Genomic DNA, 18,794 nt, shown 5'->3' with positions numbered 1-18,794 from the left:
TCCATGAGCAATCTGCAAAATACCCTGCCGACCGAATCCGCGCCGGCCGGCGGCCGTGCGCTCGCGCTGCGCGAGTTCTGGGCCAACTTCTCGCGCAACCGCGGCGCCGTCGGCGCGGGCATCGTCGTGATCGTGCTGATCGCAGTCGCCTTGCTCGCGCCGCTGATCGCGCCGCACAGCCCGGTCGAGCAATACCGCGACTACGTGAAGATTCCGCCCGCGTGGCTCGCCGGCGGCAACTGGCAATTCATCCTCGGCACCGACGAAGCGGGCCGCGACATCCTTTCGCGGCTGATGTTCGGCGCGCGGATGTCGTTCTGGATCGGCTTCGTATCGGTCGTGCTCGCGCTGATCCCCGGCATCGTGCTCGGGCTCGTCGCCGCGTTCTTCCAGAAGTGGGCCGACACGCCGGTGATGCGCATCATGGACGTGCTGCTCGCGCTGCCGTCGCTGCTGCTCGCGGTCGCGGTCGTCGCGATCATCGGCCCGGGCCTCACCAACACGATGTTCGCGATCGCGATCGTCGCGCTGCCGGCCTACGTGCGCCTCACGCGCGCGTCGGCGCTCGGCGAGCTGCAGAAAGAGTACGTGACCGCGTCGCGCGTGGCCGGCGCCGGCACGCTGCGGCTGATGTTCTCGCAGGTGCTGCCGAACTGCACGGCGCCGCTGATCGTGCAGGCGACGCTCGGCTTCTCGTCGGCGATTCTCGACGCGGCCGCGCTCGGCTTCCTCGGCCTCGGCGTGCAACCGCCGACCGCCGAGTGGGGCGCGATGCTCGCGTCCGCGCGCGACTACATCGACAACGCATGGTGGATCGTGACGATGCCCGGCCTGTCGATCCTGATTTCGGTGCTCGCGATCAACCTGCTCGGCGACGGGCTGCGCGACGCACTCGATCCCAAACTGAAACGGATGGCCTGATATGAGCCACAATCTTCTGACCATCCGCAATCTCGCGGTGAACTTCAACGGCCTGCCCGCGGTCGACCGGATCAACCTGTCGGTCGCGCCGGGCGAGGTGGTGGGCGTCGTCGGCGAATCGGGCTCGGGCAAGAGCGTGACGATGATGGCGCTGATGGGCCTGATCGACGCGCCCGGCAAGGTGACGGCCGACGAGGTCACGTTCAACGGCGTCGATCTCTTGAAGGCATCGCCGAAGGCGCGCCGCAAGATCGTCGGCAAGGACATCGCGATGGTGTTCCAGGACGCGCTGACGAGCCTGAACCCGAGCTACACGGTCGGCTACCAGATCAAGGAAGTGCTGAAGCTGCACGAAGGGCTGCGCGGCGACGCGCTGCACCGGCGCGCGCTGGAGCTGCTCGACCAGGTCGGCATTCCCGATGCGAAGAATCGCATCGCATCGTTTCCGCACCAGATGTCGGGCGGGATGAACCAGCGCGTGATGATCGCGATGGCCGTCGCGTGCAACCCGAAGCTGCTGATCGCCGACGAGCCGACCACCGCGCTCGACGTGACGATCCAGGCGCAGATCATGGATCTGCTCGTGAAGCTGCAGAAGGAGCGCGGGATGGCGCTCGTGCTGATCTCGCACGATCTGGCCGTGGTGTCGGAGGTCGCGCATCGCGTCGCGGTGATGTACGCGGGCGAGATCATCGAGACCAACCGCGTGCCCGACATCTTCCGCGCGCCGCATCATCCGTACACCGAAGCGCTGCTCGCGGCGATTCCCGAGCACAATCAGGGGGCGCGTCGCCTTGCCGCATTGCCGGGCATGGTGCCGGGCCGCGATGATCGCCCGTCCGGGTGCCTGTTCGCGCCGCGCTGCAAGTACGTCGTCGACGATTGCCGCAAGGCGCGGCCGGCGCTCGACGCGCTGGTGTCGGGCAACGATGCGATGCGCGCGCGCTGCATCAAGCCGCTCAATCTTTCCAACCTCGACGTGACGGGAGGCGCACGATGAACGCAGTCCAAGATACGCGCCACGCGTCGCACGACGAGGACGTCCTGGTGGCCGATGGCCTCGCGAAACACTACACGGTGAAGCGCGGGATGTTCGGGCAGGGCACGGTGAAGGCGCTGAACGGCGTGTCGTTCTCGCTGAAGCGCGGCAAGACGCTCGCCGTCGTCGGCGAGTCGGGCTGCGGGAAGTCGACGCTCGCGCGCCAGCTGACGATGATCGAGACGCCCACCGCCGGCAGCCTCGTGATCGACGGCAAGAACGTCGCCGGCGCGAACCGCGAGACGGTCGCCGACCTGCGCCGCCGCGTGCAGATGGTGTTCCAGAACCCGTTCGCGTCGCTGAATCCGCGCAAGACCGTCGAGCAGACGCTCGCGGAGCCGCTCGAGATCAACGCGAACCTGACGGCCGCCGAGCGCGCCGCGCGCATCGCGCAGATCATGCGCACGGTCGGCCTGCGGCCCGAGCACGCGAAACGCTATCCGCACATGTTCTCGGGCGGCCAGCGCCAGCGGGTCGCGATCGCGCGCGCGATGATCCTCGATCCGCGCATCGTCGTCGCCGACGAGCCGGTGTCCGCGCTCGACGTGTCGATCCAGGCGCAGATCCTGAACCTGTTCATGGATCTGCAAGAGCAGTTCAAGACGAGCTACGTGTTCATCTCGCACAACCTGTCGGTGGTCGAGCATGTCGCGGACGACGTGATGGTGATGTACTTCGGCAGCGTCGCCGAGCTCGGCGACAAGGCGACGATCTACGCACGGCCGCGTCATCCGTACACGCGGGCGCTGATGTCGGCGACGCCGGCGATCTTCGAGGAAGATCGCCGCGTGCAGATCAAGCTGCAGGGCGAGTTGCCGTCGCCGCTCAATCCACCGTCGGGCTGCTCGTTTCACCAGCGCTGCCCGTACGCGATCGAGCGGTGCCGCGTCGAGGAGCCGCCATTGCGCGAAGTCGACGGCCGGCGCGTGGCCTGCCATCGCGCCGAGGAGGTCGGGGAGGAGAATGCCTGAAGCGTTGGCGGCGCGCGTGTCCGGCGTGCGCCGTGCGGGAGCAGGCGGCGCGCGCGCGATGCGTGCGTACCGCGATGCGCGGCGCTGGAGCGTGCGTACCGTCACGGGCGCGGCGCTGGCCGGCGCGTGCGTGGCGGCCAGCGTCATGGTCCCCGTCGAACCGGCGCGCGCCGAAGGGCGTGCGCCGGCAACCTCGCCGATTCATCCGTCGCAGGTGCCGCGGCCCGGCATGAGCCTGCCGGGCTTCCATGCGCCGGCCGTGTCCGATGGCACGGTGTCGCGCGGCACCGTGCGCGTGCAGCCGGCGCGCATGCCGTTCTACGTCGCGACCCGCGGCAAGGTCACGCTCTACGTGCTCGGCACACTGCACACGGGCGACCCGTCCGATTACCCGAGCGCGCAGCCGTTCCGGCCGCAGATCCTCGCGGCGCTCGCCGCGTCGCCGACGCTCGCGCTCGAGCTGTCGCCCGACGATCTGCTCGAATCGCAGGACGACGTGTCGAAGTACGGCGTGTGCCGCTACCCATGCCTGCAGCGCCTGCTGCCCGAGCCGCTGTGGCAGCGGCTCGCGGCGCGCCTGCGCGGCAACCCGGCCGCGCTCGCCGAGATCCGCAAGATGCGGCCGTGGCTCGCGGCGCTCGTCGTCGAGACCTACGATTCGCTGTCGGCCGGCCTGCAGACCGAATACGGCACCGAGGCGCAACTGCAGAACGTGTTCCTGAAGCGCAAGGGCGGCCGCGTGATCGGGCTCGAGACGCTCGCCGAACAGATGCGCGCATTCACCGGGCTGACGCTCGCCGAGCAGCGCGAGATGCTCGCGCAGGACATGGTGCAGACGCCCGCGCAGAACGCCGACGACATCAAGGCGCTGCATCGACTGTGGCGAATTGGCGACGCCGATGCGATCGCCGCGTGGGCCGTCGCGAAGAGCGAGCGGCTCGCGCGTTCGAAGGCGTTGTCGGCGTCGCTCGACAACAAGATCGTGTACGAGCGCAATCGGCGCTTCGTTGCACGGATGACGGCAATCGCCGCGCCGAACCGGCCGTTGTTCGTCGCGATCGGCGCGCTGCATCTGGGCGGCTCGCGCGGCGTGCTCGAATTGTTGCGCCAGCAAGGATACCGGGTCGACGCGAACTGATCGCGCCCGGCTGTCCGCACCGATCTTCCCCTGTTTGATCGACGTCGCGCGCCCCGCGCGAGGCGCTTGCGCGCGGGGCGTCGGTCGATAAGGAAAACCCTCGAATCATCGGAAAATAGCGTTTAAAACGATTGACATCCCGATCGGCCGATATCTATTCTTCATCCCACAAGTTGAAAAAATGAAAAGAATAGATAAGTTCTACGGGGTAGCAGAAATAAAGCGCGGGGTGAGCGTCGCCGGCACGTGAAGCACGTGCCGGCCGCGGAGAGTCTGCATGCACGGCGGGGCCAATCGTCGTCGAACAACATAGGCATGCAGGTCGACTTGCACATAAGCGACGTTCCGTCGTCTGACCGGGGAAGGCAGTGATCGGGCGGCGGCGGACGTTTTTTAATCCGGAATATTTTTCCGGTCACCGTCGAAAGACGGTTTCGGGGGATGAATCGACAGACGGCGAAGCCGCAGCGATTGCATCAACGTAAAAGCGCCACGAGGGCGCTTTTTTCTTTGGTGCGATGAAAACGTGCGGTGAGCGGGCAACGTCGCGAATGCGTCGAGTGCGTCGAACGGGCAGTTACGCGCCTTCGTCGGCCTGCACCGCTCCGGGTGCCACCACGTCGACGCCGGCGGCCTCGAGCGCCGCGCGGATCCGCTTCGCGAACGCCAGCGCATGCGGCCCGTCGCCATGCAGGCAGACGGTCTGCGCATTGAGCGGCACCCATTCGCCGCTCAGCGCGCGCACCTGCCGGTTGCGCACCATGTCGAGCGTGCGCGCGAGCACCGCATCCTCATCGTCGATCAACGCGCCGGGCTGGCTGCGCGGCACCAGCGAGCCGTCCGCGCGGTAGCCCCGATCGGCGAACACTTCCTCCACCGCGGCGAGCCCCGCATGCCGCGCGGCCGCGACGAATACGCTGTTCGCGAGCCCGAACACCGCGAGCGACGGATCGAAGTCGTGGATCGCGGACACCACCGCGTCGGCGATCAGCGGGTCGCGCGCGGCCTGGTTGTACAGCGCGCCGTGCGGTTTCACGTGCGCGATGCGCCCGCCCTCGGCCTGCGCGATCGCCGACAGCGCGCCGAGCTGGTACAGCACGCCCGCATAGATGTCGCCGGCCGGCAGCTGCATTTCCTTGCGGCCGAAATTCTCCGGATCGTGAAAGCTTGGGTGCGCGCCGATCGACACGCCTTTCTGCACGGCCCAGCGCACGCAGTCGCGCATCGCATTCGCGCCGCCTGCATGCCAGCCGCATGCGATGTTCGCCGACGTGACGAGGTCGAGCAGCGCCTCGTCCGATCCGCATCCTTCGCCGAGATCGGCATTCAGATCGATTTCCATATGTTCCTCGTCCACTGGTTGCGTGGCGCGTCTTTCGTTACCGCTTCCGCCATTGTCACGCCGCGCGCGATTGCGCGCGGCGGCGCGCTTCCTCGCGCATCTCGATCGCGACGTCGATCTGGCGCAGGTACGCCCGTTCAGCGACGAGGGCGGCGCGCGCGGCGTCGGGCGTCGTGCGCACGAAGCGGATCGGCAGGTTGAGCCGCGCCTGCGCGAGCTTCCACAGGTCGGCGCGGATCACCGTGCCGATCTTCGGGTACCCGCCGGTGGTCTGCGCGTCGTGCATCAGCACGATCGGCTGGCCGTTCGGCGGCACCTGGATCGTGCCCGGCAGCACCGCGTGCGACAGCAGCTCGGCCGGCCGCTCGCGCACCAGCTCGGCGCCGGCGAGGCGATAGCCCATCCGGTTGCTGTTCGCGGTGACGAGCCATTCCTCGTCCCAGAACGCCTGCTGCGAATCGGCCGCGAACGACGCGTAGTCCGGGCCCGGCAGCACGCGCACGGGCATCGCCCACGGCGCATGCGCGGGGCGGTGACGGCGCGGCGGCTCGTCGACGCGCACGAACGCGCACCACGCCGGCGCCTTCACGCCGAATTCGGGCGCGTCGGCCGCGAGGCAGCCGGCGCCGGCCGGCGGCGCGCCGACCGGCAGCCGGTCGCCGTCGCGCAGCGTGCGACCGCCGAGGCCGCCGAAGCGCGACGCGAGATCGGTGCTGCGCGAGCCGAGCATCGGCAGCACGTCGATGCCGCCCGCGATGCACAGGTAGCCGCGCATCCCGCGTTTCGCGGCCGGCAGCACGAGCGTCTGGCCGGCGTCGACCGGCAGGCTCCACCACGAATACACGGGCTTGCCGTCGAGCGTCGCGCCGAACTCGGTGCCGGTGATCGCGATGCGCGTGGCGCGCGTGAAGCGGAACGTGGCGGGGCCGATCGTGATTTCGACGGCCGCCGCGTCGGGGCGGTTGCCGACGAGCCGGTTGCCGACTTCGAGCGCGAGGCCATCGAGCGCGCCGCCTTGCGCGACGCCGAGATGGCGCGTGCCGCGGCGCCCGAGATCCTGCACGGTCGACAGCGGGCCGGCCCGCACGACCTCGACGGTGCCCGGTGCGTTGCTCTGGGTCATCGTGCGTCGACTCCCGCAATGGTGAAGCGTACGCGGTCGCCGGGCAGCAGCAGCGTCGGCTGCGGCCGCGCCGGATCGAACAGCCGCTGCGACGTGTGGCCGATCAGCTGCCAGCCGCCGGGCGACGTGGCCGGGTAGATGCCCGTCTGCGCGCCGCCGATGCCGACCGAGCCGGCCGGCACCTCGAGGCGCGGCGCCGCGCGGCGCGGCGTATGCAGCGACGCGTCGAGGCCGCCCAGATACGCGAAGCCCGGCTGGAATCCGACGAAGAACACGACGTAGGCGCCGGCCGCGTGGCGTGCGACGACCTCGTCGGCCGACAGCCCCGTGTGCGCGGCGACGGCGGCCAGGTCGGGGCCGGCGGCCCCGCCGTACTCGACCGGGATCTCGACCTCGCGGCCGTCCGCGTGCTCGACGTCGGCCGTCTCCCACGCGTCGCGCAGCGCGGGCGTGAGCGAGTCGGCCGTCGCGGCGAGCGGGTCGAACACGATGGTCAGGTTGTTCATGCCGGGGACGACGTCGATCACGTCGGGCCACGCGCGCGCGGCCGCGGCCACGGCCCAGACGCGGCGCTGGCAATCGAGCGTGGCGGGCGGCGGCACCTCGCAGACGAGGGCGGCATCGCCGAGCGGATAAATGCGGGGTGGCGTCATCGGACTGGCACGGTTCGGACGGCAATGTTAGCGCACATTGTCAATAAAATATCGACAACTTCTCAATAAGCGTTTTCGCCTAGCTCGTAGGCCGGGGCTTCTGGCGTACACTCGGGCACATCCTGTCATCCGGCTTGCGCCGCCTTTCCATGAAGCGTCCTGCGACCAAGATCGTGTCATCCGAACACCTCGTTTCCGATTCGAGCGCGGAGCTGTCGGAACTCGAATACGGGCTCATCATGGCCGGCAACGCGTTCAACCGCTGGATGGTGCGCTGCATGTCGGCGGCCGGCGCGAAGGACATGACGGCGGTCGAGGTCTCGCTGCTGCATCACGTCAGCCATCGCGAACGCAAGAAGAAGCTCGCCGACATCTGCTTCGTGCTCAATATCGAGGATACGCACGTCGCGACCTATGCGCTGAAAAAACTGATCGCCCGCGGCTATGTGAAAAGCGAGAAGAGCGGCAAGGAAGTGTTCTTCTTTGCGACCGACGCGGGCCGCGAGCTGTGCCTGAAGTACCGCGAGGTGCGCGAGCATTGCCTGATCGAGACGCTGAAGGACAGCGGCCTCACCAACGCGCAGATCGGAGACGCGGCGCAGTTGCTGCGCCACGCGTCGGGCCTCTACGACACGGCCGCGCGCGCGGCGGCGTCGCTGTAACCGAGCGCGGAAACGGTCGGTCGCCGCGACGCGCTCACGGCAAGCCGCGACGATCGCGGCGCCGCGCGCGCCATCATCCGGCGGCCGGGTAAAGCGCACCGTCGGTGACGATCCAGCGCAGCGCGAGATCGTGCGCCTCGGCCGGCAGCGCATCGACGCGGCACGCTTCGTACGCGATGCCGACCGTCACGGGCAGCGTGTCGCCCGGCCAGGCGGCGAGCGTGCGATCGTAGTAGCCGCCGCCGTAGCCGAGCCGGTAGCGCTGCGGATCGAATCCCACGCACGGAATCAGCAAAAGATCGGGCACGACGACGATTCCCGACGCCGGTTCGGGAATCCGGTGATGGCCTTCGCGCATCGGCGTGTGCGCGTCCCACGCGCGGAACGCGAGCGGCGTGTGACGCTCGCCGATCACCGGCAGCGCGGCGCACCGGCCGGGCCCCGCCGCGCACCATGCGAGCACCGCGTCGCGCGCATCGAATTCGCCCGGCAGCGGCCAGTAGAACCCGACCGTGCGCGGCGCCAGACGGTCGAGCAGCGTGCGCAGCCGCGCATCGAGCGCGGCGTTCGCGGCGGGTTGCGACGCGGCGTCGCGACGGGCGCCGGACAGCGTTTTGCGCAGCGCAACCTTCGGGTTCGGCACAGGGTTGCGTGCTATGCTTTCGGTCACTTCGTGCTCCATTCAAAACGATGTCGAACAGCCTTTTCCGAGTATATCGCGCGGTCGCGCTCGCGCTTTCGGCCGCCGCGCTCGTCGCGGGCACGGCCGCATGCGCCGCACCGAACGACGACACGCTCGCCGGGGACGACCAGATCTTCGTGCAGCTTCGCGAAGCCGCACGCCGCAACGACGCCGCGAAGGCCGCGCAGCTCGCGTCGATGATCCCGAACTATCCGGTGCCGTCCTACGTCGAGTATTTCCAGATCAAGCCGCAGTTGTTCGATTCGACGGGCCGCGCGCGCGTCGATGCGCCGGACGCGCCCGTGCAGTCGTTCCTGCAGCGCTACGACGGCCAGGCGATCGCCGATCGCCTGCGCAACGACTACCTGCTCGTGCTCGGCGCGCGCCACGACTGGCGCAATTTCGACGACCAGTACAAGCGCTTCGTGCTCGACGACGACACGCAGGTCAAGTGCTACGCGCTCGAGTCGCGCGCGGCGCGCAACGAGAACGTCGCCGACGCGGCGCGCGCGCTGCTCGTCGAGCCGAAGAACTACGGCGATGCGTGCGTCGACCTGATCACCGCGCTCACCGTCAACCAGCAGTTCACGAGCGACGACGTGTGGCAGCAGGCGCGCCTCGCGTACGAGCAGAACTACACGACGCTCGGCGGCAAGATCGTCGACGCGCTCGGCCCGCGCCCCGTCGGCTTCGACCAGGCGACGAGCGCGCCGCCGCTGTACCTCGCGCGCGGCGTCGGGGCTGACGCCGCATCGCATCAGATCGCGCTGATCGCGCTCAGCCGCATGGCGCGCAACGATCCGGACGCCGCCGCCGGGATGCTGACGACGGTCGCGCCGTCGCTGACCAAGCAGGAGCAGGCGATCGCATGGGGCGCGATCGGCTACCAGGGCGCGATCAAGCGCTCGCCGATGGCGTCGGTCTGGTATGCGAAATCGGCGAACGCGCCGCTGTCGAACCCCGGCTACGAATGGCGCACGCGCGCCGCGCTGCTCGCCGGCAACTGGCCGATGGTGCGCTGGTCGATCGAGCAAATGCCGCCGTCGCTGCGCAACGACCCGGCGTGGATCTACTGGCATGCGCGCGCGCTCAAGCAGAGCGGCGACACGCTGCAGGCGAACCAGGAATTCGAGCAGGTCGCCGGCCAGTTCAACTTCTACGGGCAGTTGGCCGGCGAAGAGCTCGGCCAGCGCACGACGATTCCGCCGCGCACGAAGGTGAGCGACGCCGAGGTCGACGCGATGGGCAAGATTCCGGGCTTCGCGCTCGCGCAACGCTTCTACGCGCTGAACCTGCGCCTCGAAGGCAATCGCGAATGGAACTGGCCGCTGCGCGGGATGACCGATCGCCAGCTGCTCGCGGCCGCCGAATACGGCAAGCGCGTCGAACTGCTCGACCGCACGGTCAACACGGCCGACCGCACGAAAGCCGAGCACGATTTCACGCTGCGCTATCCGTCGCCGTACCGCACGACCGTCGAGCGCTACGCGCAATCGACGGGACTCGACGTCGAATGGGCGTACGGGCTGATCCGCCAGGAATCGCGCTTCATCATCAGCGCGCGTTCGTCGGTGGGCGCGGGCGGCCTGATGCAGCTGATGCCGGCGACGGCCCAGATGGTCGCGAAGAAGCTCGGCATGGGCACGATCTCGCGTGCGCAGATGCACGATATCGACACCAACATCCAGCTCGGCACCTGGTATCTCGCGGACATCTACAACAACTTCGACAGCTCGCCGGTGCTCGCCACGGCCGGCTACAACGCGGGCCCGGGGCGGCCGCGCCAGTGGCGCCAGGTGTTGACGCAGCCGGTCGAAGGCGCGATCTTCGCGGAGACGATTCCGTTCAACGAGACGCGCGACTACGTGAAGAACGTGCTGTCGAACACCGTCTACTACGCGGCGCTCTTCGAGGGCAAACCGCAGTCGTTGAAGAAACGTCTAGGCATGATCTCGCCCTGATACGCAATCTTCACACTGCCGCGCGAGACGCGGCAGTGTTCTTTTGAGGCCCACATCATGGATCGCCAGACCGTCGCGCTGCTGGGCGGCACCGGCTTCATCGGCAGCCGGCTCGTCAATGCGCTGATCGACGCCGGCAAGCACGTACGGATCGGCACGCGGCGGCGCGACCACGCGCGCCACCTGCAGATGCTGCCGGTCGACATCGTCGAACTCGATGCGCTCGACACGCGCACGCTCGCGCGCTTCGTCGCCGGCGCGCACGCGGCGATCAACCTGATCGGCGTGCTGCACGGCGGCCGGGGCACGCCGTACGGGCCCGGCTTCGAGCGCGCGCACGTTGCGCTGCCGGCCGCGCTGGCGACCGCCTGCACCGAGGTCGGCGTGCAGCGCCTGCTGCACATGAGCGCGCTCGGCGCCGATTCGCACGGCGCGAGCATGTACCAGCGCTCGAAGGGCGACGGCGAAGCCGCGCTGCATGCGGTCGCGGCCACCGATTCGCTCGCGCTGACGATCTTCCGGCCGTCGGTCGTGTTCGGCCCGGGCGACGCCTTCCTCAATACGTTCGCGAAACTGCAGCGCACGGTCCCCGTGCTGCCGCTCGCGATGCCCGACGCGCGTTTCCAGCCGGTGTTCGTCGGCGACGTCGTGCGCGCGTTCGTCAACACGCTCGATCTCGCGGGTGCGCACGGCAAGACCTACGAACTCGGCGGCCCGACCGTCTACACGCTCGAGCAACTGGTGCGTTACTGCGGCACGCTGGTCGGTCGGCAGGCACGCATCGTGCGGCTGCCCGACGCGCTTGCGCGGCTGCAGGCGAGCGTGTTCGAATGCCTGCCGGGGGAGCCGGTGCTCACGCGCGACAATCTCGCGACGATGTCGGTGCCGAACGTGCTGTCGGGGCCGCTCGCGCCGGAACTCGGGCTCTCGCCCGCGAGTCTCGAAAGCATTGCGCCCGCGTATCTCGGCGAAGCGCCGACGCGCTCGCGGTTCGACTGGTTCCGCTCGCGTCGCTAATACCCGCGGGGCGCCGCCGGTCGGCGCCTTTCGTTTCCTGTTTCGCATTTTTCGGAACCCCGTCATGAAGCTCGTCATTGGAGACAAGAACTACTCGTCGTGGTCGATGCGGCCGTGGCTGCTGCTCGCGCATTTCGGCATCCCGTTCGACGAGATCGTGGTCGAACTGCGCCGCGACGACACGGCCGCGCGCATCCGCGAATACTCGCCGACCGGCAAGGTGCCGTGTCTGGTCGACGATCACGGCGCGGCGATCTGGGATTCGCTCGCGATCGCCGAGACGCTCGCCGAGCGCTATCCGCAATTCCCGATGTGGCCGGCCGACCCGCTCGCGCGTGCGCATGCGCGCTGCGTGTCCGCCGAGATGCATTCGGGCTTCATGGCGCTGCGCACGCAGATGGGCATGAGCATCCGCGCGTCGATGCCGGGGCGCGGCGCGACGCCCGACGCGCTCGCCGACGTCGCGCGCATCGACGCGCTGTGGAGCGAATGCATCGAGGCGTCGGGCGGGCCGTTCCTGTTCGGCGAATTCGGGATCGCCGATGCGATGTATGCGCCCGTCGTGATGCGCTTCAACACGTATGCGCCGGCGCTGTCGCCGGAGGCGGCCGGCTATGCGGCGCGCGTGACGGCGCTGCCGGCGGTGCAGCGGTGGATCGATGCCGCGCGCCGCGAAACCAACGTGATCGCCGAATACGAACCGCAGCCATGAACATCTACGCAGTAGGCGGAGCGATCCGCGACGAATTGCTCGGCGTGCCGGTGCAGGATCGCGACTACGTGGTGGTCGGCGCGACGCCCGAGCAGATGACCGCGCAGGGCTTCCGGCCGGTCGGCAAGGATTTCCCGGTGTTCCTGCATCCGCGGACGCAGGAGGAATACGCGCTCGCGCGCACCGAGCGCAAGACGGCGGCCGGCTATCACGGCTTCCGGTTCCACTACGCGCCGGATGTGACGCTCGACGAGGATCTCGCGCGGCGCGACCTGACGATCAACGCGATGGCGCGCGAGGTGAGCCCGGAAGGCGCGCTGGTCGGCCCGGTGATCGATCCGTTCGACGGGCAGGCCGACCTGCGCGCGCGCGTGTTCCGGCACGTGAGCGACGCGTTCGTCGAGGATCCGGTGCGGATCCTGCGCATCGCGCGCTTCGCCGCACGGTTCGCGGATTTCACGGTCGCCGACGAAACGCTCGCGCTGATGCGGCGGATGGTCGACGCGGGCGAGGTCGACGCGCTCGTGCCCGAGCGCGTGTGGCAGGAAATCGCGCGCGGGCTGATGGAGGCGAAGCCGTCGCGGATGTTCGCGGTGCTGCGCGACTGCGGCGCGCTCGCGCGCATCCTGCCGGAGGTCGACGCGCTGTGGGGCGTGCCGCAGCGCGCCGATTACCACCCGGAAGTCGATACCGGCGTGCACGTGATGATGGTCGTCGACTACGCGGCGAAGCAGGGCTATTCGCTGGCGGTGCGCTTCGCGGCGCTCACGCACGATCTCGGCAAGGGCACGACGCCCGCGGACGTGCTGCCGCGCCACGTCGGCCACGAAAGCCGCAGCGTCGAGCTGCTCAAGCCGTTGTGCGAGCGGCTGCGCGTGCCGAACGAATGCCGCGATCTCGCGCTGGTGGTCGCGCGCGAGCACGGCAACCTGCATCGCGTGATGGAGATGGGCGCGGCCGCGCTGGTGCGGCTCTTCGAGCGCAGTGACGCGCTGCGCAAGCCGGCGCGCTTCGCCGAGTTGCTGCAGGCGTGCGAATCGGACGCGCGCGGCCGGCTCGGGCTCGATGCGCAGCCGTATCCGCAGGCCGAGCGGCTGCGCGTCGCGCTCGCGGCCGCGCGCAGCGTCGATGCCGGCGCGATCGCGCGTGGCATCGGCAGCGACACGGAGAAGATCAAGGAAGCCGTGCATCGCGCGCGGATCCAGGCCGTCGCGCAGGCGCTCGCGATCGGCGAGTAGTCGACGAATAGTCGGCGAGTAATCGGCGCGGAACCGGGCGCGCGGCATGTGCGCCCGTCGGCCGTTACGGTTTCTTCCTGCGCGCCGGCGTCGCGGCCGCCGGGCGTTTGCCGGCGGCGGCGCGCGGCTTCGCCGAACCCTTCTTGTCGGCTGCGTCAACCTTGGACGGCCGCGCCGCGGCGGCGTCGCGAACATCCCGTCTGGGCGTCGGCGCACGGCGGCTCACGCGCGGCTCGGCGGGCTTCGACTGCCGGATTTCCGTCGTCGCGGACGCGAATTCCGCCGAACTGTCGTCGAACAGCGGCAGCGTGCTGACGGTGATCAGCTCGACCGGCCCGTCGCCGACATTGGCCACGCGATGCCGCTTGCGCGCGTCGAAGTGCAGCGAGTCGCCGGGCCCCAGCGGGTAATTCTTCCTGCCGACCGTGTAGCAGACGCGGCCGGCCAGCACGTACACGAATTCGTCGCCGCCGTGCGCGACCCATTCCGACCGGTAGCCTTCCATCATCTGCACTTTCAGCGCGTTGATCTGGCTGCCGTCGAACGTGGTGGACAGCCGTTCGTACCATTGCGACGCGGCGTCGAGCGCGTACGGCTTGCGGCTGCCCTCGTGCGAATCGGGCTGCGGCTGGCGAGGCTGCTCGATCAGCGTGCCGAGCGGCACGCCCAGCGCCTTCGCGACGTTGACGAGCGACGACAGCGAGATGCCCGTCAGATGACGCTCGACCTGCGACAGGAACCCGACCGACAGTTTCGCTTCGGTCGCGACTTCCAGCAGCGTCTTCTTCGCTTCCCGGCGCAGGCGGCGAATGCGCTGGCCGATACGCATGAGGTCTGAATCCATGAATCTCTTTCGTGGCAACGAGTCGGGGCGCGGGCACGGCGGCGGTGCGCTCGCCGGGGCGGAGGCCGGCGCATTGTACCGCGCAGCATCGCCGGGTGAATTGGCGCTGTGCCGGGATCCGCAGGCCGTGCGCCGATTTTAGTCCTACGAAAATTTTGGCTTGACCTCGATTTCGGCCTGCTCTAGATTCTGTCGCGCATCAAACAAAGTTAAGTGAGACGAAAATTTGCCGAGAGCGGCCGCTGGAACCGCGGCGCGGTCCGGCCGCGCGTCGCGCCATGCGCGACCTGCGCCGCGGCGACGTGTCGTGTCAGGCAGTAGCGCTGCCGCGACGCGCCGCTAGCCGCGGACAACAATGAATAACGGGCATCCGATGATCGACCGACTGAAATACAGCTTCTCCGGCCTTTCCCCGTACGACGCGTCCGTCGCCGAGACCCAGGCCGGCTTGTCGCGCCTGCTCGATGCCGCGCGACTCGACGCGGTGGTGATCACGTCGCAGGACGAGTACGTGACCGAGTACCTGCCGCGCAGCAACAACCCGCGCTACGCGGTGTCGGGCTTCGACGGCTCGGCGGGCTGCGGGATCTTCCTGAGCGCGGCGACCGCGCAGGCGCTTGGCGTGCCGCCGTTCGTGCTGTTCGTCGACGGCCGCTATCACTTCCAGGCCGACGAGCAGTGCGATCCGGCGCGCGTGCGCGTCGAGAAGCTCGGCATCGACGTGACGATCTGGCAGGCGATGGCCGACTGGCTGGTCGCGCACGCGAGCCGGCTCGCGCGGGTCGGCTACGACGCGCGGCGGATCAGCGTCGCGCAGCGCAACCGGCTGTTCGAGCAGACGCAGGCCGCGACGCTCGACTGGACGAGCCTCGCCGATCGCGAAATCGACCAGGCGATCGCGCTGCCGGGCTGGAACGTCGAGCGGCCGATCTTCGAGATTCCCGCCACGATGACCGGCCTGAGCGTCGCGCAGAACCTCGACACGCTGAACCGCCGGCTCGCCGCGCATACCGGCGCGGCCGACGGCAAGACCGCGTTCTTCACCTGCGCGTCGGACGATCTCGCGTATCTGCTGAACAGCCGCGGCTATCACATCCCGAATGCGTCGTCGCACCTCGGCTTCCTGTTCGCGATCGGTGCTCAGGTGGCGTTGTTCTTGCCGGAAGGCTGCGACCGCTGCGAGGTCGCGCTCGATTCGTATCCGGCGCTGCACGTGATCCGGCGCGACGTCGCGGCGCTCGAGCGCTTTCTCGCGCAGTTCGCGGTCGAGCACGTGTGCTACGGCTTCGAATCGGTGAACTGCGCGCTCGTCGACGCGGTGAACCGCGTGTGGCCGCACGCGCGGCATGCCGATTTCAACCCGGTCGAGGCGATGCGGGCGAGCAAGACGCCGGCGGTGCTCGACCAGTTTCGCGACGCGTTCGCGCGCAGCGCCGCGGCGATCGCCGAGACGATGCGCTGGGCAAAGACCGGCGAGCCGGGCGTGCGCCACACCGAGTACGACCTCGCGCGCACGATCAACGACGCATACGGCGCCCGTTCGGCGGTCGCGCTGTCGTTTCCGTCGATCGCGGCGAACGGCGCGAACAGCGCGTTCGCGCATTACACGGCGGCGAGCGCCGACGTCGAGCTGACCGAAGGCGAACTCGTGCTGCTCGACAGCGGCGCGTACTACGAAGCCGGCTTCGCGACGGACTGCACGCGCGTCGTGCTGCGTCGCACGCGGCCGGACACGGTCGCGCAGCCGTGGCAGCGCGAGATCTACACGGTCGCGCTGAAGGCCTGCATCAAGGGGCTCGTCACGCGCTTTCCGGCGAGCGCGACGGGCGGCGACGTCGATGCGCTGGTGCGGCAGGTGTGTCGCGATCACGGCCATGATTTTGGCCACGGCACCGGGCACGGCGTCGGGATTCACGTGCACGAGGGCGGCGTGCGGTTCGCGCCGGGCGCGCGGTACGGGCTGGTGCCGAATGCGGTGATTTCGGTCGAGCCGGGCATCTATTTGCCGGGCAAGGGCGGCGTGCGGATCGAGAACATCGTGATCGTGCGGCCGGACGACGCGCAGCCCGACACGGTGACGTTCGAGAACATCGTGACGGTCGGCTACGACTGGGACCTGATCGATCTGGATCTGCTGGACGACGCCGAGCGTGCGTACCTGCGCGACTACGAGCGGTTGTGCGTGGAACGCGGCACGCAGGTCACCGCGTGTCCGCTGTTGTAACGAAGGGAAGGGGACAGGCGCGGCTGCAGGGCGGCCGCGCGGTGCGACGTCGGCCGGTCAGCGCGCGAGCGCCGACACGCGTCCGTCGGGGCCGTACACGCCGGACGGCGCGGGCGCCGAGCGCAGCACCGCGAGCGCGCGCTCGTTGTAGTCCATCCGGATCCGGATCAGCATCCCGTTGTTCGCATTGGCCTGGCGCGCGCGTTCGGCGGCCTGTTGCAGCAGTTGCCAGCGGCTCGCGAGGCGCGCATCGCGCTCGGCCGCCTGGTCCATGCCTTTCTTGCCGGCCGGAAAGCCGAGCGCGGAAAGCTGCGTGTCGCGCGTGCGTTCGAGTTGCGCGAGCCGGTCGATCAGTTCGCTTTTCTTCTCGACGATGCCGGGCAGCATCTCGAGCGGCTCGGCCGTCGTCAGCGCCTTTTCCTCGTAGACGAGCAGGGACGCGAACGCCTCGATCGTCGCGTGTTCGTCGTTGACCGTGGCCAGCAGCTCTTCTCTCATCGCGTCATGCTCGTCACGCCGGTGCGTGCGGTGTCGCGCGCGCCGGCAAACCGGGTGACCCGGCCACGAGGCCGGGGCTTAGCTGCCCTGCGGGCGCTGCTGCTGCAGCAGTTCGCGGGCGGTGTTCAATACGCCGTCGGCAATCTTGTTCGCGTCGATCGTCAGCGTGCCGTCGTTCAGCGCGTCCTTGATCGACTGGACCAGACCCGTGTCGATATCGGCGTCGCCCGACGCGGATACCGAACGCAGCTGGCCGGACAGACCCGACAGGTTGACGTTCGTGTCGCTGCCGCTCGATCCTGCATCGGCTGCCTGTGCGGACGACTGGGCCGTGCCGGACGGCGCACGGGCCGCGCCGGTGCCGGTCGGCGCGAGGGGGCTCGGTTTCGGAGTGGAATCGATCTTCACGATGGGTTTCCTGTACGGTTTGACCCAGATAACGGCCGGGTCGGCCCGAACTTTAGCATCGCGAGCCCGAAATGCCCCGAATAAACAATTCTTTACATTTTTGCGGCAGATCCATCCCTACAGCGGAATTTCGACGGTGCCGGCGTCCTTGACGATCGCCGTGACGATCTGCCCGGCCGCCATCCGCACGCGTACCGACTGGCCCGGCGCCGCATTCGCGAGCACGCTGCCCTCGGCCGAAATCGTGAAGCCGGGGCCGGCCGCGACGACCCGCACCGTCTGGCCGGCCGACACCGACGCCGCGCTCTTCAGCATGTCCTGCCGCAGCGGTAGCCCGGCCGAGATGCGCGCGAGCGCGGTCGCGCCGACGGCCTGCGCGGGATCGGTGATCACCGCGAGCGGCAGCACCGTCAGGTCGCCGTCGCGCGCGACCAGGTCGGCCGCGGAGAGCGGCTCGCCGGGCGCGATCTGCCGCGCGGCGACGTAATAGGTGGCCTGCACGGCGACCTTCGCCTGCAGGTAGACGGTCCACGGCCGCTCGCCCGCGCAGCGCACGCCGACCGTCGTGCGGCCCCACAGGCGCGCGCCGGTCGGCAAGAACGGCTCGAGCGTCGTGCATGCGGCGAGCCCGCGCGGAAAGGCGGTCGTGACCGTCGCGGTGGTCTTGCCGGGCAGGCCGGCGATCTGCTGCTGCAGGAACGCGAGCGCCGCGCGCCGGATCGTTTCGGGGTCTTGCTGGCCGGGCGGCGTCGCGGGCTGGGCCGTAGCGGCGGCCGGAGCCGGGGCCGGGTTGGCGGAAGCGGCCGAGGTGCGCGCTGCCGCTGCGGCCGACGCGGCACGGGCTGCCGCGAGGCGCGCCGAAGCTGCCGATTGCGGCGCCGGCCGCGCGAAAGCCGATGCAGGCTCGGCCGTGCCGGCGACGACCGTCGCGATGGCGGCGGGGTCCGCCGCGCGCGGCGTCGTGCCGTACCCGGCGTTTGCGCGGGCGGCTGCGTAGACGGGGAGCGGCGCAGGGGCCTGCACAGCGGCCGGCGGCGGAACGCTCGTCACGACCATCTGGCCGGCCGGTTGCGCCGCGTAGCCGTCTCCGGTCGCGGCGCTCGCCGCGCCAGCCGCGCGCCGTCCGCCCGAAGCCGACGCCGAAGCGATCCCCGCATTCCCGCCGAACTGCCCGCCGCTCGCTGCATTGGCGTGCGCGAGCGCGGTTTCGGCCGTCTCGCCGCGCCCGGGAATCACGATCATCCCGTCATCGGCGTGCACGGCGGGCGCGGCGATCCACAGCGCCGCGGCGAGCGCGAACGCACGCCGGGCGTGCGTGAGCCGCCCGTTCCTGCCGCGAAGTGCGCCGCCCGTCATCGCCA

At 69.5% G+C, this 18,794-nt stretch carries 18 protein-coding genes; 10 read left to right on the top strand and 8 right to left on the bottom strand.

What is annotated here, in order from left to right; translation table 11 throughout:
* Positions 1-3 precede the first annotated feature (3 nt).
* From GJG85_RS16090 to GJG85_RS16075, 4 genes are read left to right on the top strand one after another with little or no spacing between them, the layout of a single operon-like run.
* Positions 4-921 (top strand): ABC transporter permease subunit, encoded by a 918-nt coding sequence (locus GJG85_RS16090; protein ID WP_006489141.1) that lies wholly within the window; start codon positions 4-6, stop codon positions 919-921.
* Position 922: 1 nt separating this feature from the next.
* Positions 923-1,921: an ABC transporter ATP-binding protein gene (locus GJG85_RS16085; protein ID WP_050014246.1), complete on the top strand. Its 999-nt coding sequence runs from the start codon at positions 923-925 to the stop codon at positions 1,919-1,921.
* A complete protein-coding gene (locus GJG85_RS16080; RefSeq protein ID WP_050014247.1) occupies positions 1,918-2,931 on the top strand; it encodes a peptide ABC transporter ATP-binding protein in 1,014 nt (337 codons plus the stop codon). The genes GJG85_RS16085 and GJG85_RS16080 overlap by 4 nt, the downstream gene beginning before the upstream one ends.
* On the top strand, positions 2,924-4,069 hold the full coding sequence (locus GJG85_RS16075) for a TraB/GumN family protein (RefSeq protein ID WP_050014248.1): 1,146 nt from the start codon (positions 2,924-2,926) through the stop codon (positions 4,067-4,069). Before GJG85_RS16080 ends, GJG85_RS16075 begins: the two co-directional genes overlap by 8 nt.
* A 577-nt stretch (positions 4,070-4,646) precedes the next feature.
* Here the strand turns inward: GJG85_RS16075 and pxpA are convergent.
* The 3 genes from pxpA to pxpB are packed head-to-tail and all read right to left on the bottom strand — an operon-like array spanning position 4,647 to position 7,187.
* Entirely contained in the window at positions 4,647-5,411 is a 765-nt protein-coding gene (gene pxpA / locus GJG85_RS16070) for a 5-oxoprolinase subunit PxpA (protein ID WP_050014249.1), read from the bottom strand.
* A gap of 55 nt (positions 5,412-5,466) precedes the next feature.
* Positions 5,467-6,534, bottom strand: a complete 1,068-nt coding sequence (locus GJG85_RS16065; protein WP_050014250.1) for a biotin-dependent carboxyltransferase family protein — start codon at positions 6,532-6,534, stop codon at positions 5,467-5,469.
* Positions 6,531-7,187, bottom strand: a complete 657-nt coding sequence (gene pxpB, locus GJG85_RS16060) for a 5-oxoprolinase subunit PxpB (RefSeq protein WP_050014251.1) — start codon at positions 7,185-7,187, stop codon at positions 6,531-6,533. The genes GJG85_RS16065 and pxpB overlap by 4 nt, the downstream gene beginning before the upstream one ends.
* A 149-nt stretch (positions 7,188-7,336) precedes the next feature.
* On the opposite strand from pxpB, the gene GJG85_RS16055 reads away from it, so the two are divergent.
* Positions 7,337-7,849 (top strand): winged helix DNA-binding protein, encoded by a 513-nt coding sequence (locus tag GJG85_RS16055; RefSeq protein WP_057924555.1) that lies wholly within the window; start codon positions 7,337-7,339, stop codon positions 7,847-7,849.
* 73 nt (positions 7,850-7,922) lie between these two features.
* On the opposite strand, the gene GJG85_RS16050 is transcribed toward GJG85_RS16055, so the two are convergent.
* Positions 7,923-8,531 carry a 5-formyltetrahydrofolate cyclo-ligase gene (locus GJG85_RS16050; RefSeq protein WP_204383466.1) on the bottom strand — a complete coding sequence of 203 codons (609 nt, stop codon included), beginning with the start codon at positions 8,529-8,531 and terminating at the stop codon, positions 7,923-7,925.
* An 8-nt stretch (positions 8,532-8,539) separates the two neighbouring features.
* On the opposite strand from GJG85_RS16050, the gene GJG85_RS16045 reads away from it, so the two are divergent.
* The 4 genes from GJG85_RS16045 to GJG85_RS16030 all read left to right on the top strand — a co-directional run bounded on the left by GJG85_RS16045 (position 8,540) and on the right by GJG85_RS16030 (position 13,459).
* A complete protein-coding gene (locus tag GJG85_RS16045; RefSeq protein ID WP_050014253.1) occupies positions 8,540-10,492 on the top strand; it encodes a lytic transglycosylase domain-containing protein in 1,953 nt (650 codons plus the stop codon).
* A gap of 57 nt (positions 10,493-10,549) precedes the next feature.
* Positions 10,550-11,509, top strand: coding sequence for a complex I NDUFA9 subunit family protein (locus tag GJG85_RS16040; protein WP_050014254.1), 960 nt, complete (start codon positions 10,550-10,552; stop codon positions 11,507-11,509).
* Between the two features lie 64 nt (positions 11,510-11,573).
* Complete coding sequence (locus tag GJG85_RS16035; protein WP_124557368.1) at positions 11,574-12,221, top strand: glutathione S-transferase family protein; 648 nt, start codon at positions 11,574-11,576, stop codon at positions 12,219-12,221.
* Entirely contained in the window at positions 12,218-13,459 is a 1,242-nt protein-coding gene (locus tag GJG85_RS16030) for a multifunctional CCA addition/repair protein (RefSeq protein ID WP_204383464.1), read from the top strand. The genes GJG85_RS16035 and GJG85_RS16030 overlap by 4 nt, the downstream gene beginning before the upstream one ends.
* A 64-nt stretch (positions 13,460-13,523) precedes the next feature.
* Here the strand turns inward: GJG85_RS16030 and GJG85_RS16025 are convergent, their stop codons facing one another.
* Positions 13,524-14,303 carry an XRE family transcriptional regulator gene (locus GJG85_RS16025; protein WP_089488900.1) on the bottom strand — a complete coding sequence of 260 codons (780 nt, stop codon included), beginning with the start codon at positions 14,301-14,303 and terminating at the stop codon, positions 13,524-13,526.
* Between the two features lie 373 nt (positions 14,304-14,676).
* Here GJG85_RS16025 and GJG85_RS16020 point away from each other — a divergent pair, with 373 nt between their 5' ends.
* On the top strand, positions 14,677-16,527 hold the full coding sequence (locus GJG85_RS16020) for a M24 family metallopeptidase (RefSeq protein WP_089488899.1): 1,851 nt from the start codon (positions 14,677-14,679) through the stop codon (positions 16,525-16,527).
* Positions 16,528-16,584: 57 nt separating this feature from the next.
* Here GJG85_RS16020 and GJG85_RS16015 read toward each other — a convergent pair whose 3' ends face one another.
* From GJG85_RS16015 to flgA, 3 genes are all read right to left on the bottom strand, one after another.
* Positions 16,585-17,025 carry a flagellar protein FlgN gene (locus GJG85_RS16015; protein ID WP_050014259.1) on the bottom strand — a complete coding sequence of 147 codons (441 nt, stop codon included), beginning with the start codon at positions 17,023-17,025 and terminating at the stop codon, positions 16,585-16,587.
* Between the two features lie 78 nt (positions 17,026-17,103).
* On the bottom strand, positions 17,104-17,433 hold the full coding sequence (gene flgM, locus GJG85_RS16010; protein ID WP_050014260.1) for a flagellar biosynthesis anti-sigma factor FlgM: 330 nt from the start codon (positions 17,431-17,433) through the stop codon (positions 17,104-17,106).
* A gap of 117 nt (positions 17,434-17,550) precedes the next feature.
* Positions 17,551-18,789, bottom strand: coding sequence for a flagellar basal body P-ring formation chaperone FlgA (flgA, locus tag GJG85_RS16005; RefSeq protein ID WP_124631183.1), 1,239 nt, complete (start codon positions 18,787-18,789; stop codon positions 17,551-17,553).
* Positions 18,790-18,794: the final 5 nt, after the last annotated feature.

Origin of the sequence: Burkholderia sp. MS389 (genome assembly GCF_016899425.1) — a bacterium.
Lineage (GTDB): Bacteria > Pseudomonadota > Gammaproteobacteria > Burkholderiales > Burkholderiaceae > Burkholderia > Burkholderia sola.
Note: the sequence above shows the minus strand (reverse complement) of the source record. Positions and strands in the feature narration are given on the sequence as shown.